Below are 17,654 nucleotides of genomic sequence, written 5' to 3'. Positions count from 1 at the left end.
GGCTAAGAGCCGACCGGGGTATTATTTTGCCTAGCTTTAAAGTAGGAGATTAAAAAAGTCCGAAAGGAACGTGCCACCAGCGGTAATTTACTATCTGTACGGTAGATCAAGCCAACCGTTCTCGTCACCGCAGGCTCCACAACCTTCACCTGGGCTGGTTGAAGCGGATTCGTCTGATAGAACGCCATCTCCGGAAGCAGGCTCACACCCATCCCTGCGGCCACCAAACCACGAATGGTATCGGTCTCTCCGCCTTCAAAAGCAATCTGCGGTTGGAATCCCGCCTGCAAGCAAGCTTGCCAAACGATAGGTCTTAACGAATAGCCTTGGCTGAATAGAACAAACTTCTCTTTTTGCAGCTGTTCCAACCGAATTTCAGATTCTCCTGCCAACCGGTGATTCTGAGGAAGAATCGCAAACAACTCTTCAGTCATTACAATATCCCCCGAAACATGCTCATCATTCTCCGGAAAAGGCGAAATGAAAGTTAAATCCACTTCTCCAGACAATACGTCTTTTATCAAAGAAGGGTAAGATCCTTGTTTAAAACGAAATTTGACATGAGGATAATACTTACGAAAATCTGCAACGATAGTCGGGATTAGATGTGTGCCAAGGCTATGCGGGAATCCAATCCGAATCTCACCACGCTCGGGATCCAGAAATTCATGCACCTCATTTACTGAATGCTCCAACTCCTTAAGGATACTCTCAACCTTCTTGCAAAAGAGCTGCCCAACAGGGGTAAGCTGCAGATTGCGCCCTTTTTGCATGAATAGATCAACCCCAAGCTCTTGCTCCAGCTGATGAATCTGACGGCTTACCGCAGACTGCGCTACATGAAGCTCTTCTGCCGCTCTTGTTACGTGTTCTTTTTGAGCTACCTTTAAAAAATATTGCAGCTGTCTTAGCTCCACTCCATCATCGCCCCTGTCTTAGGCTTTTTTTGAATATACGAATAATTAGCCCATATACGAAAAAGCCAGAAACCAAACCTCCGAGATGTGCAACCCAATTCACATTCGGTGTAGCAAACGACATAATGATCCCGATCATTAGCAATCCGTATAAAGTCTTACGCGAGCCCTCATCCATCATCGCCCGTTGAATAACGGCAATGTATAAAAATGCACCATAAATGGCGTAGATTGCTCCAGAAGCGCCAACCGAAACCGTACCAACCTCCACAACTGAGCGGGCACTAATCGCAATTGTAAGCAGATTTGCCAGAAAACCACCCGCCACATAGAGCAGCGCATAACGCCACCAGCCCAGCAATCGCTCCAGAGGCGGTGCAAACACCAGGAGAGCGAAGCAATTAAAGAACAGATGGGAAAACCCATTATGTAAAAAAATAGCGGCCAGATAGCGCCACAGTTCCTCTTTGTACGGACTCACATCAACTATAGCACCAAAATCAATAAGCGTTTGAATATTAGTTGATCCTCCGTTAATTACCGTCAGGATAAACATGATCACATTGGCCAATATGAGCAGACAGGTTACCGGATAATACCGGACATAACTTTTCCAATTTTCGTATCGAATAAATATCATAACACCCATCCCTTTACATATATATCTTGTCCGGTTGGACATCTTCCTGCTATTAAGATTATAATTTATTGTGGCAGTAAGAATCCAATATTATAATTCGAGGAGGAAAACAAGGATATGACGCAAGAAAAAACAGGCGTAGCTACTTTTAAAGGCAACCCCATCACTCTCGTAGGACCTAAGCTAACAGCTGGTGATCCTGCACCCGATTTTGTTCTGAGCAAGAATCTTCTAGAAGACGTGTCTCTAAGTGATTATGCCGGTAAAATCAAGCTAATCAGTGTTGTCCCTTCTCTTGATACCGGGGTATGTGACGCACAGACCCGCCGGTTCAACAGTGAAGCCGCAGAGCTTGGTGACGATGTGGTAATTCTCACGGTAAGCACGGACCTGCCGTTTGCCCAAGCTCGCTGGTGCGGTGCTGCCGGCATCGATCGAGTAATTACTCTTTCCGATCACAAAGCAACCTCATTCGGACAAGCCTATGGTGTGCTAATTAAAGAATTCCGCTTAGATATGCGCTCCATCTTTGTTCTGGATAAGAACGACAAGATCGTATATGTTGAATATTTGAGTGAAATGACCGAGCACCCTAACTATGAAGATGCTATTGCTGCCGTGAAGAAGCTGCTCTAATTCTTTAATCAGTAGCGGTTATTCCAACAATACTTAATTATCTCTGTTAAAAAAGCGGCAGAAGGTCCATCCTTCTCCCGCTTTTTTTGTAATAGAAAGATTTATCGATAACACACTGAGCAGCTCACCGTTTACGTAAACGCATTCATACTACCCCTAAGCAAGAAGGGTTTGACGGGCCTCTAAAAATCAGTCTGCTTTGTATTTTCCTAATTTTTTGTCCAAAGATGCATACAAGCGTTGAATCACACGGTAATTCGCCCCGAGATCACCAAGTGAACCTCTAGATGCAGAATACATATCTACACCACAACGAACAGGCGTCGTATTTAGCACCGATACCGTGATGTCCAGCGTACGGCCAAATGCCGTTCTCTTCTCAAGAGTAATCTCACCTACAGACTCCACTTCGTGAAGCACCTTAAATCCAGGAACTTTCTTTAAAGTTGATGAAACTTCTTCCCATGCTTTGTCTTTAGTTAGATTGTAATAACGCGTTTTTAATGTCGGATCTTTGGCGCGGTCGCTTGTTCCATCATGACTGCGGAATAAGCCAACCAAGGTTCTTTTTAACGACAAAATTCTTCCCCCTCTACAAATCCCAAGTTCATTATTCTAAGTGTAACACTCTTGTCTCAGGAACAAAAGGGTATAACTCACTTTCCCTTTATTCCAGACATACAAAAAAGCGCCCGCTCCCATTATTCACGGGAAACAGGGCGCCTTGGCTTAAACAAGAGAAAACCCGCTTATGCCGTCCGGCTACAGTGTCTTCTGAACCTGCTAGAGCAGGTGGGTGATCGCAGAAAACGTTTTTGAATTCCCCAAGTCATATAGACAGGGCGGTTCAGCTGCGCTTCGTGTAGATCTCCCAAGACATTATCATTGGTTCAAAACAACGAGTAACCGTAACGTACATCGCAGGATTTGTTATTATTATATTGCGTTTTAACGAAAAAGTAAACCTGTATGCGCTTTATTTTTACACAGGAATTAATTACCTGGAAATATCCAACGCTTAATCCAGCATTTTGTTAAATGCGTTTGGTGTCCTTTTCATCAATTTCATCCTCGTAGTCATCATCATCGTCATCGTCGTCGTATTCATCTGCCCGATTGTTCAATGCTGCTGCTTCTGCTTCTTCCTGCTCTTTTAGTTTCTTCTTTTCTACTTGCAGCTGTAGCTTATTATAAGTAGCGTAGAAGTTAAAGAAGGCCGCCATTGCAATCAACGTTGGAATACAAATGAAATACAGAGCCGGATATCTAAGACCGATATAAACAAGAACCGCGGCTGCAATCAATGTAGAAAACACACGAATTGGGCGTGCTATAGTCAGCAATATAGAATTGGTCATCACTTGCTTGAAGCCCATTTGGTAATGAACCACAATGGAAAAGAAGTTAAACATGGATACCGACAAAAGTATCATCAGCACCAACATCAAAATACCAACAATTCTGAAGTTAGGCATTTGTGTCATGTAAACTGTTACATCAACGTACATAACAACGAACATCAATGTATAGATAACTCCTCCGAGCATACTTTTTACATAGTTCTCTTTATACCCCTGAAAAAATGTACGAAAAGTTCCTACATCCGTATTCCCCATTACCCACTTACGTACTACAGTAAATAAAGCGGCTGAAGCTGGAAACACCGTAAAGGGCGCTAGAATCCCCATTGCCCAGTTCAATGTAATTTGCTCGTTCGCTCCACCTGCGCCTGTCCCTAACATAATCATCTTTAAAACACCAAAAAACAAAAACGGGGCGGAACATAGTGCCCATAAGATATTACTTCCTGCGATACGTGAAATCCATTCTGTGACGCGGTATAAGCCGCCCATTGCTCCTTTAAACTCCAATTCCCTTCCTCCTCTGTCTCTTACATACTACATATCTTAACTATACCTCATTTGACCTCCTCATTTCCATAGCCCAACTTTCTGAATTATAGACTATCGTCTATACGTAAAGCCTTTATAGTCCATATATTAGGATTGTAACCATAAGAAATACCAAAATCCCCACATTCTAAAGGAGGTTATCTCATGTCTACACCTGTTGGCTTCGGCGGTTGGACTTCTACAGGCACGATCCTCGTATTGTTTATCTTGCTCGTTATCATCACTCGTACATTCGGATACTAATATCTCACAAAACAAATTCGCGCCCTACTAAGGACACAACAATTCACCAAACATCCTTATATTTCAGCAAAAAGAAGACGAGAACCGCAATGCGGCATCTCGTCTTCTTTGGTATCTGGACGAAGTATTAATTATCGAAATCTTCACGTTTTGCAGGACGAGTGCTCGTGCTGCTTGGACGAGTGTATGGTTTACGCTCTGCGCTGCGGTTTGCACCACCGTCACGAGCTGGTGCGCCATCACGGTTGCCTTTATAGCCACCGCCATAGCCGCCACTGCCGCTACCGTAGTTGCTGCCACCGCTGCTATAGCCACCACGACTACCGCCACCGTTATTATCACGGTTACCACGGTATCCGCCACCGCTACCGCTGCCACCGGAAGTACCACGGTTTCCGCCATAACCACCATTAGGTTTACGGCCACTGCGGATATCGTTTTTGCCACCACGACGTTTAGCACGAATTGGATCTTCAGGAGTCAATTCAATTGCGGAATCCTTCTTGTCGCCAGTGAGAAGCTTCATAGCTGCGGACAACAATTGTACGGAATCATATTGCTCAAGCAATTGAATAGAAATTCCTTTGTACTCGTTCAATTCTCCGCTTTCTACCACTTCAAGCAAACGCTCAGCAGTAACGCGTTGTTTACCTTCAATAGCTTCAGCCATTGTTGGCAAAGGTTTACGAGTAATCCGGTGACGAGTAACACGTTCGATCAAATGCAGGTGATCGATTTCGCGTGGAGTAACGAATGACCAAGCCGTACCTTCTTTACCTGCGCGTCCTGTACGACCAATACGGTGTACATAGCTTTCAGGATCTTGTGGCAAGTCAAAGTTAATTACGTGAGTTACGCCGGATACGTCCAGACCACGTGCCGCTACGTCAGTAGCTACCAGCACGTCAATGCTGCCATCACGGAATTTACGCATTACAGCATCACGTTGGTTCTGTGACAAGTCACCATGCAATCCATCAGCAGAATATCCGCGTTTTTGCAAAGCTTCAGCAAGCTCATCAACCCGGCGCTTAGTACGTCCGAATACGATAGCTAATTCAGGTGATTCCATATCAATCAAACGACTAAGAGCTTCAAACTTTTGACGCTCAGGCACTTCCACATAAGCTTGATCAATCAGTGGGGCACTGATTTGTTTCGGAATAACGGAGACATGTTGCGGGTTGTTAAGAAATTGTTGAGCTAGGCGTTGAATGTTTGGTGGCATTGTAGCAGAGAACAACATGGTTTGACGTTCTACAGGAACGAGCTTCAAGATCGTCTGAATATCTTCCATAAAGCCCATATCCAGCATTTCATCTGCTTCATCCAATACAACGGTTTGAACATCATCCAAACGGATCGTTTTACGGTTGATGTGATCGAGCAAACGACCAGGTGTACCAATAATGATTTGTGGTTTCTTTTTCAATCCACGGATTTGACGTCCAATATCCTGTCCGCCATAAATCGCCAACGAGCGAAGACCTTTGAAACGGCTTAGCTTGCCAATTTCTTCTGACACTTGGATGGCCAACTCACGAGTTGGTGCCATAATAAGGGCCAAGATTTTTTCGTCTTCACGGTTAATCTTCGAAATGAGGGGGATACCAAAAGCAGCAGTCTTACCTGTACCAGTCTGAGCTTGACCGATCAGATCCGACCCAGTCAATGCTAATGGGATCGACTGTTCCTGTATCGGTGTTGCCTCCTCAAATCCTAACTCTGTGATTGCTTGTAGCACTTTTGGCTCCAAGCCAAATTCTGCGAATGTTTTCAAATTATTCATGCTCCTTCTATACAGTGGACATTCCACATGCTTGTCTGTATTCTTAAGTAGCGGTAAACACATTTATAGGCTGTCCAATCATGCTCTATTTTCTGCATGATATAGCGCTTTTGGGACGAAAAGCCTCCCTAATCATCAGGTACCTTGTTGTACCTGAGCAACTGTAGCTTTACATCCGATGCAATGCAAAAATACCATTGTAACGTTCTACTCAAGAATATCCTATACATTATATCACAAACACATGTGAGAATACCAGTGGGTTCCTTTCTTTTCATTGCTTTCATGTTTTATTTTTTTAAATATATATATAAGGGTGGATTTACTTGTTAAGACAGATTTTGAATTGTTTGGTTGTTTTTTTAGGGGCAGCACTAATCGCCAGTGGATTTAATCTATTTTTAATTCCACACCGTTTACTAAGTGGTGGCGTATCTGGGCTTTCCATGTTAGTGGGTTATTTCACTCCATTAAACATAAGCCTCCTATACTTGCTCTTTAATATTCCTCTGCTGGCTGCTGGTTGGTTCCAGTTAGGCCGGAGATTTATTATTATGAGCATGTTGTCCGTTGTGTTTACAACCTGGTTCTTAACGGTGATTCCTGAGCATCTGGTGGCTACAGATATGCTGCTGTCCTCTGTATTTGGCGGAGTTCTTGTTGGGATTGGCTGTGGTATCTCCTTTCGTGCAGGAGGTTCTTCCGGAGGTTTTGACATCTTGGGTTCAATTATCACTAAATACCGTGATTTCCCGGTCGGTAATGTAGTGGTAAGTTTAAATGGACTAGTTATCCTGGCGGCCGCTTATCTTGACCAGAACTGGAATTTAGCACTTTCATCAATGGTATCTATATATGTAACAGGTAAAGTGTTGGATATGATTCATATCAGCCACTTAAAAGTAACCGTATATATTGTAACAAACCGTACAGATGAATTACTGCAACATCTAATAGGCCTTCAACGAGGTGTCACAAAGATTAAAACAGAAGGCGCTTATTCTCACGTTGAAAAGGACATGCTAATGACGGTAACAACCCGCTACGAACTTGCAGAGCTGCAACGTATCATCCGCACGACAGATCCTCAAGCTTTTGTAAATATTGTTGAAACAGTGGGTGTCATGGGCTCCTTCCGGAAAGACAAAATGAGGAAATAAAAATTCCTAGTATTGGAAAATGCACCAAACTCAGAATTATGATATATTATACACACGCAGAACCCTAACAATTTCATAAAGATTGAGATTTACCCCTCTTTTTTCCAAAGCACTTCGTTTTCCGATGAACACTGAATCTATTCAGAACTATCGAAAAAGGAAAGGGTGATTTTTGTGGAAATGGAAACGGTAAAACTGTCAGCAATCGTCATGAGGTGGTATCCTGATATGATGCCGTTTCTCAAACAGGACGAATTAAATTCAGTAATCGTTCTGCGAGACGGGCTAAGTATTCTGGAACCTGCAGATGCCATGGATATTATCCATTACAGCATCTGTGAACATCAGAATTCTGCGTATCTTCAATGAGCAAGCCGCAAGAGAAGTCTTGATAGTTGCCGCCTTGGGTTCGGCCCTGTTGCCGATTTAAGGCGGCATTTACTTTTTTCATACCGTTTCGAATCCATACATCTCGTTTATAAACAACAAAGGCGGTTTTTTATTCCCAATCTGAGCTAATATTGTTACAACACTGTTCTTTTTGGGAGCAACCGTTCCTATATAATTTAGGGGAAAGTACATAAAGGGAGAGAAAAACGAATGAACATCACCTGGGCTCTACTGATGATGGCCTTGGGAAGCGTAGGCGTACAACAGAACCAACATGACGCTGAAGTGGCGATCGCTTTGAAGTCCGCCATGAATCCCCCCATCATTGCACAACAAAACAGCAATTCGAATGTAGCAACTCCAGCTCCAAGCGCTTCACCTGAAGCAACAAACTCAGAAAGTATGTTACACACCGATCCACAGCCAGACGCACCCAAAGTAAAAGGCATTTATGTTACCGCCTACAGTGCTGGTGGGGAACGAATGGAAAAGCTGCTTACATTGCTTGACCAAACCGAACTTAACTCAATGGTTATAGACATTAAGGACGATGCGGGTTATATCACGTATAAGACCGATAATGCCGACCTTCAGAAGCTTGGTAACCCTCAGCCTTTTATTGGAGATATCAGCAAGTTAATGGAACGTTTGAAGAAACATGATGTTTATCCTATCGCCCGGATTGTTGTTTTTAAAGATTCCATTCTTGCCAAGAAGAACCCGCAGATGTCTTTTGTTAATTCTGATGGCACTGTATGGAAGAATAAAGGCGGCGACAGCTTTGTTAATCCTTATAATGAAGATGTTTGGAAATACAATGTGGATATCGCCAAGGAAGCTGTCAAGCTCGGCTTCAAAGAAATTCAGTTCGACTATGTTCGTTTTCCGGAAGGATTCGAAAAACGTGCTGAAACCCTTAAATACACTAAAACCAGTGATTCACGCGTAGAAATTGTATCTAATTTTGTTAAATATGCCAAAGCAGAGCTAGCTCCACTTGGTGTCCGTGTGTCCGTAGATATTTTTGGATATGCCGCATCTGCCCCTGCTGAGGGTATCGGCCAAGACTTTGTTAAAATATCCAAGAATGTGGATGTTATCAGTCCAATGGTTTATCCAAGTCACTATTCAACGGGATGGTTTGGCGTGAAAGAGCCCGACTTAGATCCTTACGCTACAATCAAAGGCTCCATGGTTGATACACATAAGAAGCTTGATCCACTGGGCAGCTACAAACCCGTTATTCGGCCTTGGATTCAAGACTTTACAGCAAGCTGGCTCGGAAGTGGTCATTATATGAAATATGGTAAAAAACAGGTGGAAGATCAAATCCGCGCTTTAAAAGATGAGAACGTGGATGAGTTCCTTCTCTGGAACGCCAACAATCGCTATACAGCCGATGTTGATTACGAAAAACAATGAATACAGCCCTTATTATTTATAGCTGATCTGATATACGTATGCTAAAGACCCGGCGTCTGCCGGGTCTTTTAACGGAAACTTATTGAACTATTTAACCTATTCCATGAAAAATCATAAAGAATGAGGCACAGAATTATGATACAGACCACCTCTTTAAAACAAAAGGCAGGACAATTTTTTCATATTTTATTCCCAATCCTTGTTACACAAATTGCTTTATCCGCGATCACCTTCTTTGATACTAATATGTCCGGTAAATTCGGGACCGTCGATCTGGCAGGAGTTGCGATAGGAACTAGTCTTTGGATTCCAATCCAAACCGGTCTCAGCGGTATTCTTATGGGGATCACACCTATTGTTTCACAGCTCATCGGGAGCAAAAAAGATAAGGATGTTGCCTTTCAAGTCACACAAGGTATTTGGCTGTCACTGATTGTTTCGATCATCGTCTTGCTGATTGGCAGCTTTGCCTTGTCACCTATTCTTAATTTTATGAACTTGGAGCCTGGTGTAAGAGATGTTGCTTTCCGCTTCCTCAGTGCTATTTCGTTCGGAATTATCCCCCTGTTTGGATATACGGTACTTCGTAGCTGTATAGACGCTTTAGGGCAAACACGCGTATCCATGTGTATTACACTAATAGCTTTGCCTGTAAATGTAGGTTTGAACTATTTGCTCATCTTCGGGAACTTCGGATTCCCTCGTCTCGGGGGTGTTGGTGCAGGGGTAGCTTCAGCCATTACCTATTGGGTTATATTTGCCGTTGCTCTACTGTTCATATATCGTTCTCAGGCCTTTGTAAATCTCAGATTATTCCGTAATTTCTACTTCATATCGTTAAACAGCATTAAAGATTTGCTTAAAATCGGAGTACCCATCGGTTTCTCGATTTTTTTCGAAACGGCTGTCTTTTCCGCTGTAACCTTGTTAATGAGCCGATTTGATACCGTAACAATTGCCGCGCATCAGGCAGCAATCAATTTTGCAACAACACTCTATATGATTCCGCTCAGTATTTGCATCAGCCTTACCATCCTCGTCGGCTTCGAGACCGGGTCTGGCAGACAAAAGGATGCACGCCAATATGCCATAATGGGTATCGGGCTGGCGGCAATCCTTTCGCTGGCCACAGCTTTATTACTCTTGTTTGCCGGAAATCATGTAGCTGGTCTATATTCAGATGAACCCGATGTCATCTCATTGATTCAGCATTTCCTGATCTATGCAATCTTTTTTCAAATCTCAGATGCAATTGCTACACCTACTCAAGGGGCGCTTCGCGGATATAAGGATGTTAACCCAGCCTTTATCATTTGTTTTATTGCCTATTGGGTAATTGGCTTACCTACAGGTTATATACTTGCAACTTATACAGATCTAGGAGCATTCGGCTACTGGATTGGTCTTATCACCGGTCTTGCCATCGGTGCGACCCTGCTATTGTCTCGGCTTATCAAAGTTCAACGGCGTTATGCCGCACAATACACACAGGAACAACCACAGAGTTAACGATCCATATTACACAAAAAAGGAACAGTGCGAATTTCGCAGCTGTTCCTTTTTATATATAGGGTCGCTAATTATTGGGAAAGACGGGAAGCCAGCTCGTACAGCTCCAGGTCAAAGCCCTTTTTCGTATTCACAACGAGATCAATATCCGTAAGGGTTAATTCACCTTTGATGATACCACAAGCCTTGTCGGATTCACCTTCGATTAGCTTACGTACGGCAAAATCGCCAAGACGGCTAGCCAGATTCCGGTCTCCAGGAGTTGGTGTTCCACCACGTTGGATATGTCCGAGTACAGTAACACGTGCATCCAGAGAAGCATGACGGTCTTTCAGAGCTTGAGCCACATCTTCACCTTTGCCAACGCCTTCGGCAACAATTACGATACTGTGACGTTTACCTCTGATAAAGTTATCGCGCATCCGGTCAGCAACTTCATTCAAATCATACGGCATTTCCGGCACAAGAATTGTTTCTGCTCCGGAAGCCAGTCCAGCATGCAGCGCGATATCGCCACAGTGGCGTCCCATAACCTCTACAATCGAAGAACGTTCATGGGAGGACATAGTGTCACGCAACTTGTTAATAGCGTCTACAACAACGCCAACCGCTGTATCAAACCCGATAGTGTAGTCTGTGAAGGAGATATCGTTATCAATCGTACCTGGCAAAGCCATAGTCTTGATACCAAGTTTACTTAATTTGTTAGCTCCTTTATAAGAACCATCTCCACCGATAACTACTAGACCATCGATACCCAGTTCATTAAGGATATCCGCGCCTTTTTGTTGTCCTTCCGGTTTCGTGAACTCCAGACATCTTGCAGACTGCAGAACAGTACCGCCACGTTGAATAATATCCCCTACACTGCGAAGATCCATTGGGAAAATATCGCGATTCAGCAGACCTTGATAACCACGTTGCACCCCAAATACCTCAATACCGAAATAAAGTGCGCTTCTTACAACCGCACGAACAGCGGCGTTCATTCCCTGTGAATCTCCACCACTAGTCAATACTGCGATTTTTTGAATTTTAGACATTCTGTTGTTCCTCCTTAAAATTGTGCGAAGCCTGATACATCTTATAAAAACAACTTCGCGACATGGTTACAAAAAGCGTTTGCGTATCCAACGGCTGTTAGCGAAGAAGAACAGTCTTGTAAGCGGACTGCCTTTCATCAGGCTTTTAGATACAGAGCGAACTTCCCGCTGTTCGCTAACTTTGGGATCAGATAAATAAAGTGCCAGCAATCCCTCAATCACCATACGATGCATCGAAGACTCTGGAAGATTTCGAACATCCTTACGGGCCCACTCAACCATTGCAGCGATCCGACTCAGCATGGTATCTGTGTCATCATAATAATTGCAGAAATTAAGATCACCGCCTGCTCGGTCCTCTTCCTGATCAATCAGATAATCCAGCATAATGTGCAGACCACATACATGCGGAAAATACGCAGCTCGAATCGAAGCCGCAGAAGCTTGGTTCAGCTTCGGATCACATGCGGAAAGAAATAACATAAATACACCTAGTGTTGATCCCGTTGCAGCCGAAAACTCATTCCATTGCAGATGCGGCGCTCGACTGCCCTGTTCCTCCCACCACTCCTTCAGGGCTGTTTCCCTGAGTTCCGGGCGGATGTGCTTATACACTTGTAAATCTGTATAGAGCACAGCCAGTTCTCGAATCTCCGCTGCAGCAGCGGAATAACCTGGCAACAAAGAAATCATTTCTTGGCATTTACGAACCAGCCTGTACAAATATCCGCCGTCATTCTGTTCACTTCGAAGCGCATAATAATTACCTGGCTCAGCATTTGGATCAATAGCATCCAGCATAGATTGATGCAGCAGCCTGAAATCTGCAGGATCAAGCGAAGTACTGCGATCACATAAGTTGTCCAGATAATCACTGATAGTTTGATAAGCAACAATTAGCGGAATCAGTATATGTTTCATCGATAAATTGCCGGCGGCATAAATACCACCGCCTATGCAATGAAACTCTTTAGTTTCAATGCTGGCAAGTGCTTGCTTCCGGAGCTCGGGATCGGGAATCCCGTTCGCATCTTGGCGCCAGAAATGGAGACATTCTCTCACTTCCGGCAGCACGTACTTATAGACCCTGTTCATAAGTCCCAGTGGACCACGCGGGCTAAGGTAACGGCCTTGCTCTAATTCACTCAATGACAGTGCCTCCACATTGTTGTCTCCTTATCCAAATCACCACTTATTATAATATGATCAGGCGTATTTGTACAAACAACAAAATCACTTTCGTAAAATCATGAAAGATTCAGAAATACAGCAGTTTTTAAAAACATCTCCCCATTGCTTTATGCTATACTAGGCATATTTCAATTTCGGAGGAGTGCAATCCATGTTTTCAAAACGGACCGGCAGCCTTTACAGTGATCAAAACTGGCTGCGTTCCTTTCTTTTTACCATATATGGTACCAGCGTCCTTGTAGTATCCTACTTTCCTTTATTCTACACACATTTAGGGTTTAGCAGTTCTCAGATAGGCTACTTGTATTCCCTCGGTCCCCTTATCTCCATCCTATCCAATCTATTCTGGAGTATGATAAGTGATAAGTTAGGCACCGTTCGAAAGATCATGTTCATACTACTTGCGGGTCAATTAGTAACTGGTCTTCTATTAGCCAGAGCGGCCGAATTTTCATCTGTCATGCTTATTTTGTCCTTCTTCTACTTCTTCTATTACCCAGTTTTTCCGCTTGCCGATACAATGGCTATCAAAGTTGCCGAAAGACACGGACGGAACTTCATTACCATTCGCGTTTTTGGCTCCTTAGGCTATTCTTTCTTTGCTCTAACCGTTGGCTATGCATTAAGAGCATTGGGCTCTACTTGGAGCTTGACCCTATGTATCATCATCATTATTGCTGCACTTTTAATTACCCTAGGTCTTAAGGATGTTAAAAGACCTGCTGTTATAGAAACAACGAATCAAGATAAGGACACAGCTGAAGCTGATAATAGCAAAAATGGACTTAAAGATATATTGTTGCAAAAAGAGGTGCTGTGGTTCTTCGGCTGTGTGTTTGTACTCGCGTTAGGCCATAGAATGAACGAAGCCTTTCTGACGATCAGTCTAAAACAACTAGGCGCAGGTGAGGAAATCATTGGCTGGGCATTGCTCGCGTCAGCTCTTAGTGAAATCCCTGTATTATTTATCCTCAGCAGATACGGCGACAAATTCAAAGAATTGCCCTTGCTGGCCTTGGGGAGTCTGATGTATGCTCTGCGTTTTCTTTTGATGTCCCTGGCGGATCATCCAGGCTCAATGATTGCCATTCAAGCCATGCACAGTATATCATTTGGTGTTTTTTATGTAACATCTGTCCGTTATATCACCCGGATTATCCCGGATCGCCTTCGGGCAACAGGTCTTGCCATTTTCACCGTCGTTTGGTCAAGTGCCTCTGGGCTGCTTAGCGGTACCTTTGGCGGCATTATTTATCAAGAGGCGGGGCGTTATATTTTTTATATAGTGGCTACGGGTTTCAGCTTACTTGCTTTTGCAGGGTTTCTGGGACAGCATTTATTGAAATCCAACCTGGAGCCGATCAATTATTTCAGAAAAAAGAACAAAAAAGCCTCCCTATAATTAGGGTTGGTGTTATTCCATAATACAAAAAGGTCGTTGCACTCCCCTTCACTGGAGTGCAACGACCTTTTTCATTTAGGAGAACATCTATAGTGGGCGTAAAAAAACACAGTTCCCGAAAGAACTGTGTTCTGTAAGTTGGTAACCACTCTTGCAAGGGCTTGCCAAGTAAATTATATATTTGTAGCAGACAGCTTAACTGTCCTGCTGTTTCTTATAATTTTACTACGTTTTCAGCTTGCGGTCCGCGACTACCATCAGTGATGTCGAATTCTACTTCTTGACCTTCGTCCAAAGTCTTGAATCCTTCACCTTGAATTGCTGAGAAGTGTACGAATACATCTTCGCCGCCTTCTACTTGAAGAAAACCATAACCTTTTTCTGCGTTAAACCATTTTACTGTACCTTTCAATTGAACAACCTCCTAAAAATAACCGCCATATATGGCGTATAACTATAGTATACTGCAATCTTCTGTTCAAATCAATCAAACCCAACCCTTAATATATGATTTAATTTGCTTTTCCCTTCTCCAGTGCGTTATCATTGAGCCAAAAGCCAAAAATCGCCAGGGTGGTAATGATAATGATCAAAAAACATGAAATATACAAAACAGACAAATGGAATATGATGACGGTAGAAGTTCAAGGCCGCTACATTGTACTCCGCGAAATTTCCGATCAATGGGGAGAAGAAACACATACCTTCCTTAGTCGTCCAGCGATGATGCAATGGGTGAATAACCGCTTCAACAAAGAATCTTATAAAGACAATGAAGAAGAGTACAAAAACATCATTGCAGCTTTCAAACAGGTATAACAGGAAATGAATAACGAAAATCTCACGATTTATGTTGTCCTAGTCCTCTGTCTAGGCGCAGTATTAATTATGACCAAGGATCGTGTCCCGCCGAAACTAAAGCGGGGCATGGCCATGGCTGCGGTCGTAATGATTCTGTTTGCTTTCATCTTTGTTATTTATAGCTTGTTGGCATAACTACCATATAAAGAAGACTAAATATTAATAATCAGGACTTAGCAGGACATAATAAGCTGACTCTACTTTTCAAAGAGGAGGACGTCATGCCTATTACACTCAAGTCCATCCCTCTTCTACTTGTGCTCAGCTTGCTACCGGGTGAAATATCATCCACAGTATTGCCGAGGGAGATTATGCCTACTACATCTCATCATTCTAGGAGGGTTTCTATGGAACAATTATTGAAGAGAAGTGAAGTACCTGCTGAGAATCGTTGGAAGCTTGAAGATATATTTGCCTCTCAGAAGGATTGGGATGCAGAATATGCTGAAGCTAAATCACTGATCAAAAAAGCTGCTGATTTCCAAGGTAAACTTGATTCCGCAGAAGCTGTGAAACAATGTTTTGAGCTGGATGACAAGCTGTCCGTCTCCACTGAGCGACTTTTTGTCTATGCTCATATGCGTCAGGATGAAGACACTGCTAATCCTGAATATCAAGCTTTGTCCTCCAAAGCGAAGAAGCTTGGGATCGAAGCAGGCGAAGCCTTTTCTTTTGTAACCCCAGAAATCTTGGCACTGCCTATTGAGAAGCTGGATCAATTTATTGCTGATCCTGAACTGTCCGCTTACACCTTCACTTTAAAAGAGATGAAACGTGAGAAAGCGCATGTATTGTCCAAGGCTGAGGAAGCTCTGCTTGCCCAAGTTGGAAACCTAGCACAAGCGCCTCAGAATATTTTTAGTATGCTGAACAACGCAGATCTGAAATTCCCTAAGATTAAAGATGAAGATGGCAAAGAGGTCGAGCTGACTCACGGCAACTATATCAAGTTCTTGGAAAGCTCCGATCGCGAGGTTCGCCGAAATGCTTTTAAAGCAGTCTATGACACCTATCGTAAGCAAAAAAACACCATCGCAGCAACGCTTAGCGCCAATGTGAACAAAAACGTCTTTTTCTCACACGTCCGCAAGTATCCATCTGTAATGGAAATGTCTCTTTACGGTGATAACATTCCAAAAGAGGTATACACCAACCTGATCGATACGATTCATGAGAGTCTTCCTTTAATGCACCGTTACATGAAGTTGCGTCAAAAGCTGCTTGGTGTGGATGAGTTACATATGTATGACCTATTTGCACCACTAGTAGATGAATATAAGCTGGATATCACGTACGAAGAAGCGAAGAAAATTACCAAAGAAGGCCTCAAACCGCTGGGTGAAGATTATCTGAATGTGCTGCAAAAAGGCTACGACAATGGCTGGATTGATGTCTATGAGAACGAGAATAAACGCTCTGGAGCTTACAGCTGGGGCCCTTATGGCACACACCCATACGTCCTGCTGAACCATAACGATAATCTGAACAGTATGTTTACTCTGGCACATGAGATGGGTCATGCTCTACACTCTTATTTTTCAGACAACGCTCTGAACTATCGGGATGCACAGTATACCATTTTCCTTGCAGAGGTTGCTTCAACTACCAATGAAGCTTTGCTTATGGATTATCTACTCAAAAAGTCTACAGATCCTAAGGAAAAAATGTATCTGCTCACTTACTATGCCGATCAGTTCCGGACAACGATTTTCCGGCAAACAATGTTCGCAGAATTCGAAAAGATCATTCATCAGCGTGTTGAAGAGGGCGATTCGCTTACCCCACAAGATCTTTCGAGTATCTACTACGACCTGAATGTCAAATACTACGGCAAAGAAATGGTTGTGGATCAGGATATCGAGATGGAATGGGCACGAATTCCGCATTTCTATAACAGCTTCTATGTTTACAAATATGCAACAGGCTTCTCGGCAGCGACTAGCTTTGCCAAACAAATCCTTGAAGAAGGTAAACCGGCGGTAGATCGTTACCTCGGCTTCCTGAAGAGCGGTGGCAGTGATTACTCCATCAATATTTTATCAAAAGCAGGCGTTGATATGTCGTCTCCTGAGCCGATTCGCGAAGCGATGAGTGTGTTCGAAAGTGTTATCGAGCAAATGGAACAGTTGACCAAATAAGGCAGAGAGCTTAGTATTACATTAATCCCTTGCCCTATCTGGGCAGGGGATTTTATATTGTTATATCCCCCTGAGGAGGAAGAATTCAATGAGAATTCAATGGTCACTAATTGCGGGTCTAATCTTCGCGCTGCTAACCGCCATATTCGCAGTCATCAACGTTGATCCCGTTCAAGTCAATTTCGGTTTTGATGTGGTTAATATACCACTTATACTCGTTATTCTTGGCTGCGCGTTAATTGGCGGAATCATCGTGGGCTCTTACGGCATTTTTCGTCAATACAAACTACAAAAGCAAATTAAAAGCTTAACTGCTGAGCTTACCAAGCTTCGTGATGCCGACACTTCACTGGATTCTTTTAACACAGACAATGATGGCTTAACAGGAGGGCTTAACTAA

General features: G+C 43.3%; 19 protein-coding genes and 1 other RNA gene. 11 read left to right on the top strand and 9 right to left on the bottom strand.

Annotation, left to right across the window (positions count from 1 at the left end):
- Positions 1–2: 2 nt before the first annotated feature.
- Together NSQ91_RS10810 and NSQ91_RS10805 are read right to left on the bottom strand one after the other, a co-directional pair.
- A complete protein-coding gene (locus NSQ91_RS10810) occupies positions 3–917 on the bottom strand; it encodes a LysR family transcriptional regulator (protein WP_076125124.1) in 915 nt (304 codons plus the stop codon).
- 4 nt (positions 918–921) lie between these two features.
- Complete coding sequence (locus NSQ91_RS10805) at positions 922–1,557, bottom strand: rhomboid family intramembrane serine protease (RefSeq protein WP_076125160.1); 636 nt, start codon at positions 1,555–1,557, stop codon at positions 922–924.
- A gap of 117 nt (positions 1,558–1,674) precedes the next feature.
- Between NSQ91_RS10805 and tpx the strand changes: the two genes are divergently transcribed.
- On the top strand, positions 1,675–2,193 hold the full coding sequence (gene tpx / locus NSQ91_RS10800) for a thiol peroxidase (protein ID WP_076125122.1): 519 nt from the start codon (positions 1,675–1,677) through the stop codon (positions 2,191–2,193).
- Between the two features lie 189 nt (positions 2,194–2,382).
- Here the strand turns inward: tpx and NSQ91_RS10795 are convergent, their stop codons facing one another.
- The 3 genes from NSQ91_RS10795 to NSQ91_RS10785 all read right to left on the bottom strand — a co-directional run bounded on the left by NSQ91_RS10795 (position 2,383) and on the right by NSQ91_RS10785 (position 4,064).
- Positions 2,383–2,772, bottom strand: coding sequence for a DUF1499 domain-containing protein (locus NSQ91_RS10795; protein ID WP_036689295.1), 390 nt, complete (start codon positions 2,770–2,772; stop codon positions 2,383–2,385).
- Positions 2,773–2,931: 159 nt separating this feature from the next.
- A non-coding RNA gene (gene ssrS, locus NSQ91_RS10790) (6S RNA) lies at positions 2,932–3,123 on the bottom strand.
- 104 nt (positions 3,124–3,227) lie between these two features.
- A complete protein-coding gene (locus tag NSQ91_RS10785) occupies positions 3,228–4,064 on the bottom strand; it encodes a YesL family protein (protein WP_076125120.1) in 837 nt (278 codons plus the stop codon).
- A gap of 186 nt (positions 4,065–4,250) precedes the next feature.
- On the opposite strand from NSQ91_RS10785, the gene NSQ91_RS10780 reads away from it, so the two are divergent.
- Entirely contained in the window at positions 4,251–4,349 is a 99-nt protein-coding gene (locus NSQ91_RS10780) for a hypothetical protein (RefSeq protein WP_036689290.1), read from the top strand.
- A 127-nt stretch (positions 4,350–4,476) separates the two neighbouring features.
- On the opposite strand, the gene NSQ91_RS10775 is transcribed toward NSQ91_RS10780, so the two are convergent.
- Positions 4,477–6,129 (bottom strand): DEAD/DEAH box helicase, encoded by a 1,653-nt coding sequence (locus NSQ91_RS10775; protein ID WP_036689288.1) that lies wholly within the window; start codon positions 6,127–6,129, stop codon positions 4,477–4,479.
- Positions 6,130–6,464: 335 nt separating this feature from the next.
- On the opposite strand from NSQ91_RS10775, the gene NSQ91_RS10770 reads away from it, so the two are divergent.
- From NSQ91_RS10770 to NSQ91_RS10755, 4 genes are all read left to right on the top strand, one after another.
- The gene (locus NSQ91_RS10770; protein WP_036689285.1) at positions 6,465–7,298 is read left to right on the top strand and encodes a YitT family protein; all 834 of its coding nucleotides are present in this window, start codon (positions 6,465–6,467) and stop codon (positions 7,296–7,298) included.
- A 180-nt stretch (positions 7,299–7,478) separates the two neighbouring features.
- Positions 7,479–7,667 (top strand): hypothetical protein, encoded by a 189-nt coding sequence (locus NSQ91_RS10765; RefSeq protein ID WP_036689649.1) that lies wholly within the window; start codon positions 7,479–7,481, stop codon positions 7,665–7,667.
- Between the two features lie 231 nt (positions 7,668–7,898).
- Positions 7,899–9,110: a putative glycoside hydrolase gene (locus NSQ91_RS10760; protein ID WP_076305539.1), complete on the top strand. Its 1,212-nt coding sequence runs from the start codon at positions 7,899–7,901 to the stop codon at positions 9,108–9,110.
- Between the two features lie 135 nt (positions 9,111–9,245).
- Positions 9,246–10,619: an MATE family efflux transporter gene (locus tag NSQ91_RS10755; protein WP_076184354.1), complete on the top strand. Its 1,374-nt coding sequence runs from the start codon at positions 9,246–9,248 to the stop codon at positions 10,617–10,619.
- A gap of 71 nt (positions 10,620–10,690) precedes the next feature.
- Here the strand turns inward: NSQ91_RS10755 and pfkA are convergent, their stop codons facing one another.
- Together pfkA and NSQ91_RS10745 are read right to left on the bottom strand one after the other, a co-directional pair.
- Positions 10,691–11,662 (bottom strand): 6-phosphofructokinase, encoded by a 972-nt coding sequence (gene pfkA, locus NSQ91_RS10750; protein WP_036689277.1) that lies wholly within the window; start codon positions 11,660–11,662, stop codon positions 10,691–10,693.
- 66 nt (positions 11,663–11,728) lie between these two features.
- The gene (locus tag NSQ91_RS10745; protein ID WP_036689648.1) at positions 11,729–12,811 is read right to left on the bottom strand and encodes a tetraprenyl-beta-curcumene synthase family protein; all 1,083 of its coding nucleotides are present in this window, start codon (positions 12,809–12,811) and stop codon (positions 11,729–11,731) included.
- Between the two features lie 193 nt (positions 12,812–13,004).
- Here NSQ91_RS10745 and NSQ91_RS10740 point away from each other — a divergent pair, with 193 nt between their 5' ends.
- Positions 13,005–14,255, top strand: a complete 1,251-nt coding sequence (locus NSQ91_RS10740) for an MFS transporter (protein WP_076125115.1) — start codon at positions 13,005–13,007, stop codon at positions 14,253–14,255.
- A 214-nt stretch (positions 14,256–14,469) separates the two neighbouring features.
- On the opposite strand, the gene NSQ91_RS10735 is transcribed toward NSQ91_RS10740, so the two are convergent.
- Positions 14,470–14,667 (bottom strand): cold shock domain-containing protein, encoded by a 198-nt coding sequence (locus NSQ91_RS10735; protein ID WP_036689272.1) that lies wholly within the window; start codon positions 14,665–14,667, stop codon positions 14,470–14,472.
- 173 nt (positions 14,668–14,840) lie between these two features.
- Here NSQ91_RS10735 and NSQ91_RS10730 point away from each other — a divergent pair, with 173 nt between their 5' ends.
- The 4 genes from NSQ91_RS10730 (at position 14,841) to NSQ91_RS10715 (ending at position 17,654) form a co-directional block, all read left to right on the top strand.
- Positions 14,841–15,074: a hypothetical protein gene (locus NSQ91_RS10730; RefSeq protein ID WP_036689271.1), complete on the top strand. Its 234-nt coding sequence runs from the start codon at positions 14,841–14,843 to the stop codon at positions 15,072–15,074.
- Positions 15,075–15,080: 6 nt separating this feature from the next.
- Positions 15,081–15,251, top strand: a complete 171-nt coding sequence (locus NSQ91_RS10725) for a hypothetical protein (RefSeq protein WP_036689267.1) — start codon at positions 15,081–15,083, stop codon at positions 15,249–15,251.
- 212 nt (positions 15,252–15,463) lie between these two features.
- A complete protein-coding gene (gene pepF / locus NSQ91_RS10720) occupies positions 15,464–17,254 on the top strand; it encodes an oligoendopeptidase F (protein ID WP_076125113.1) in 1,791 nt (596 codons plus the stop codon).
- A gap of 88 nt (positions 17,255–17,342) precedes the next feature.
- The gene (locus NSQ91_RS10715) at positions 17,343–17,654 is read left to right on the top strand and encodes a LapA family protein (protein WP_042126298.1); all 312 of its coding nucleotides are present in this window, start codon (positions 17,343–17,345) and stop codon (positions 17,652–17,654) included.

The sequence above is a fragment of the Paenibacillus sp. FSL R7-0048 genome (assembly GCF_038004505.1).
Taxonomy (GTDB): domain Bacteria; phylum Bacillota; class Bacilli; order Paenibacillales; family Paenibacillaceae; genus Paenibacillus_AQ; species Paenibacillus_AQ odorifer.
This window is presented reverse-complemented; position numbering and strand designations above follow the sequence as displayed.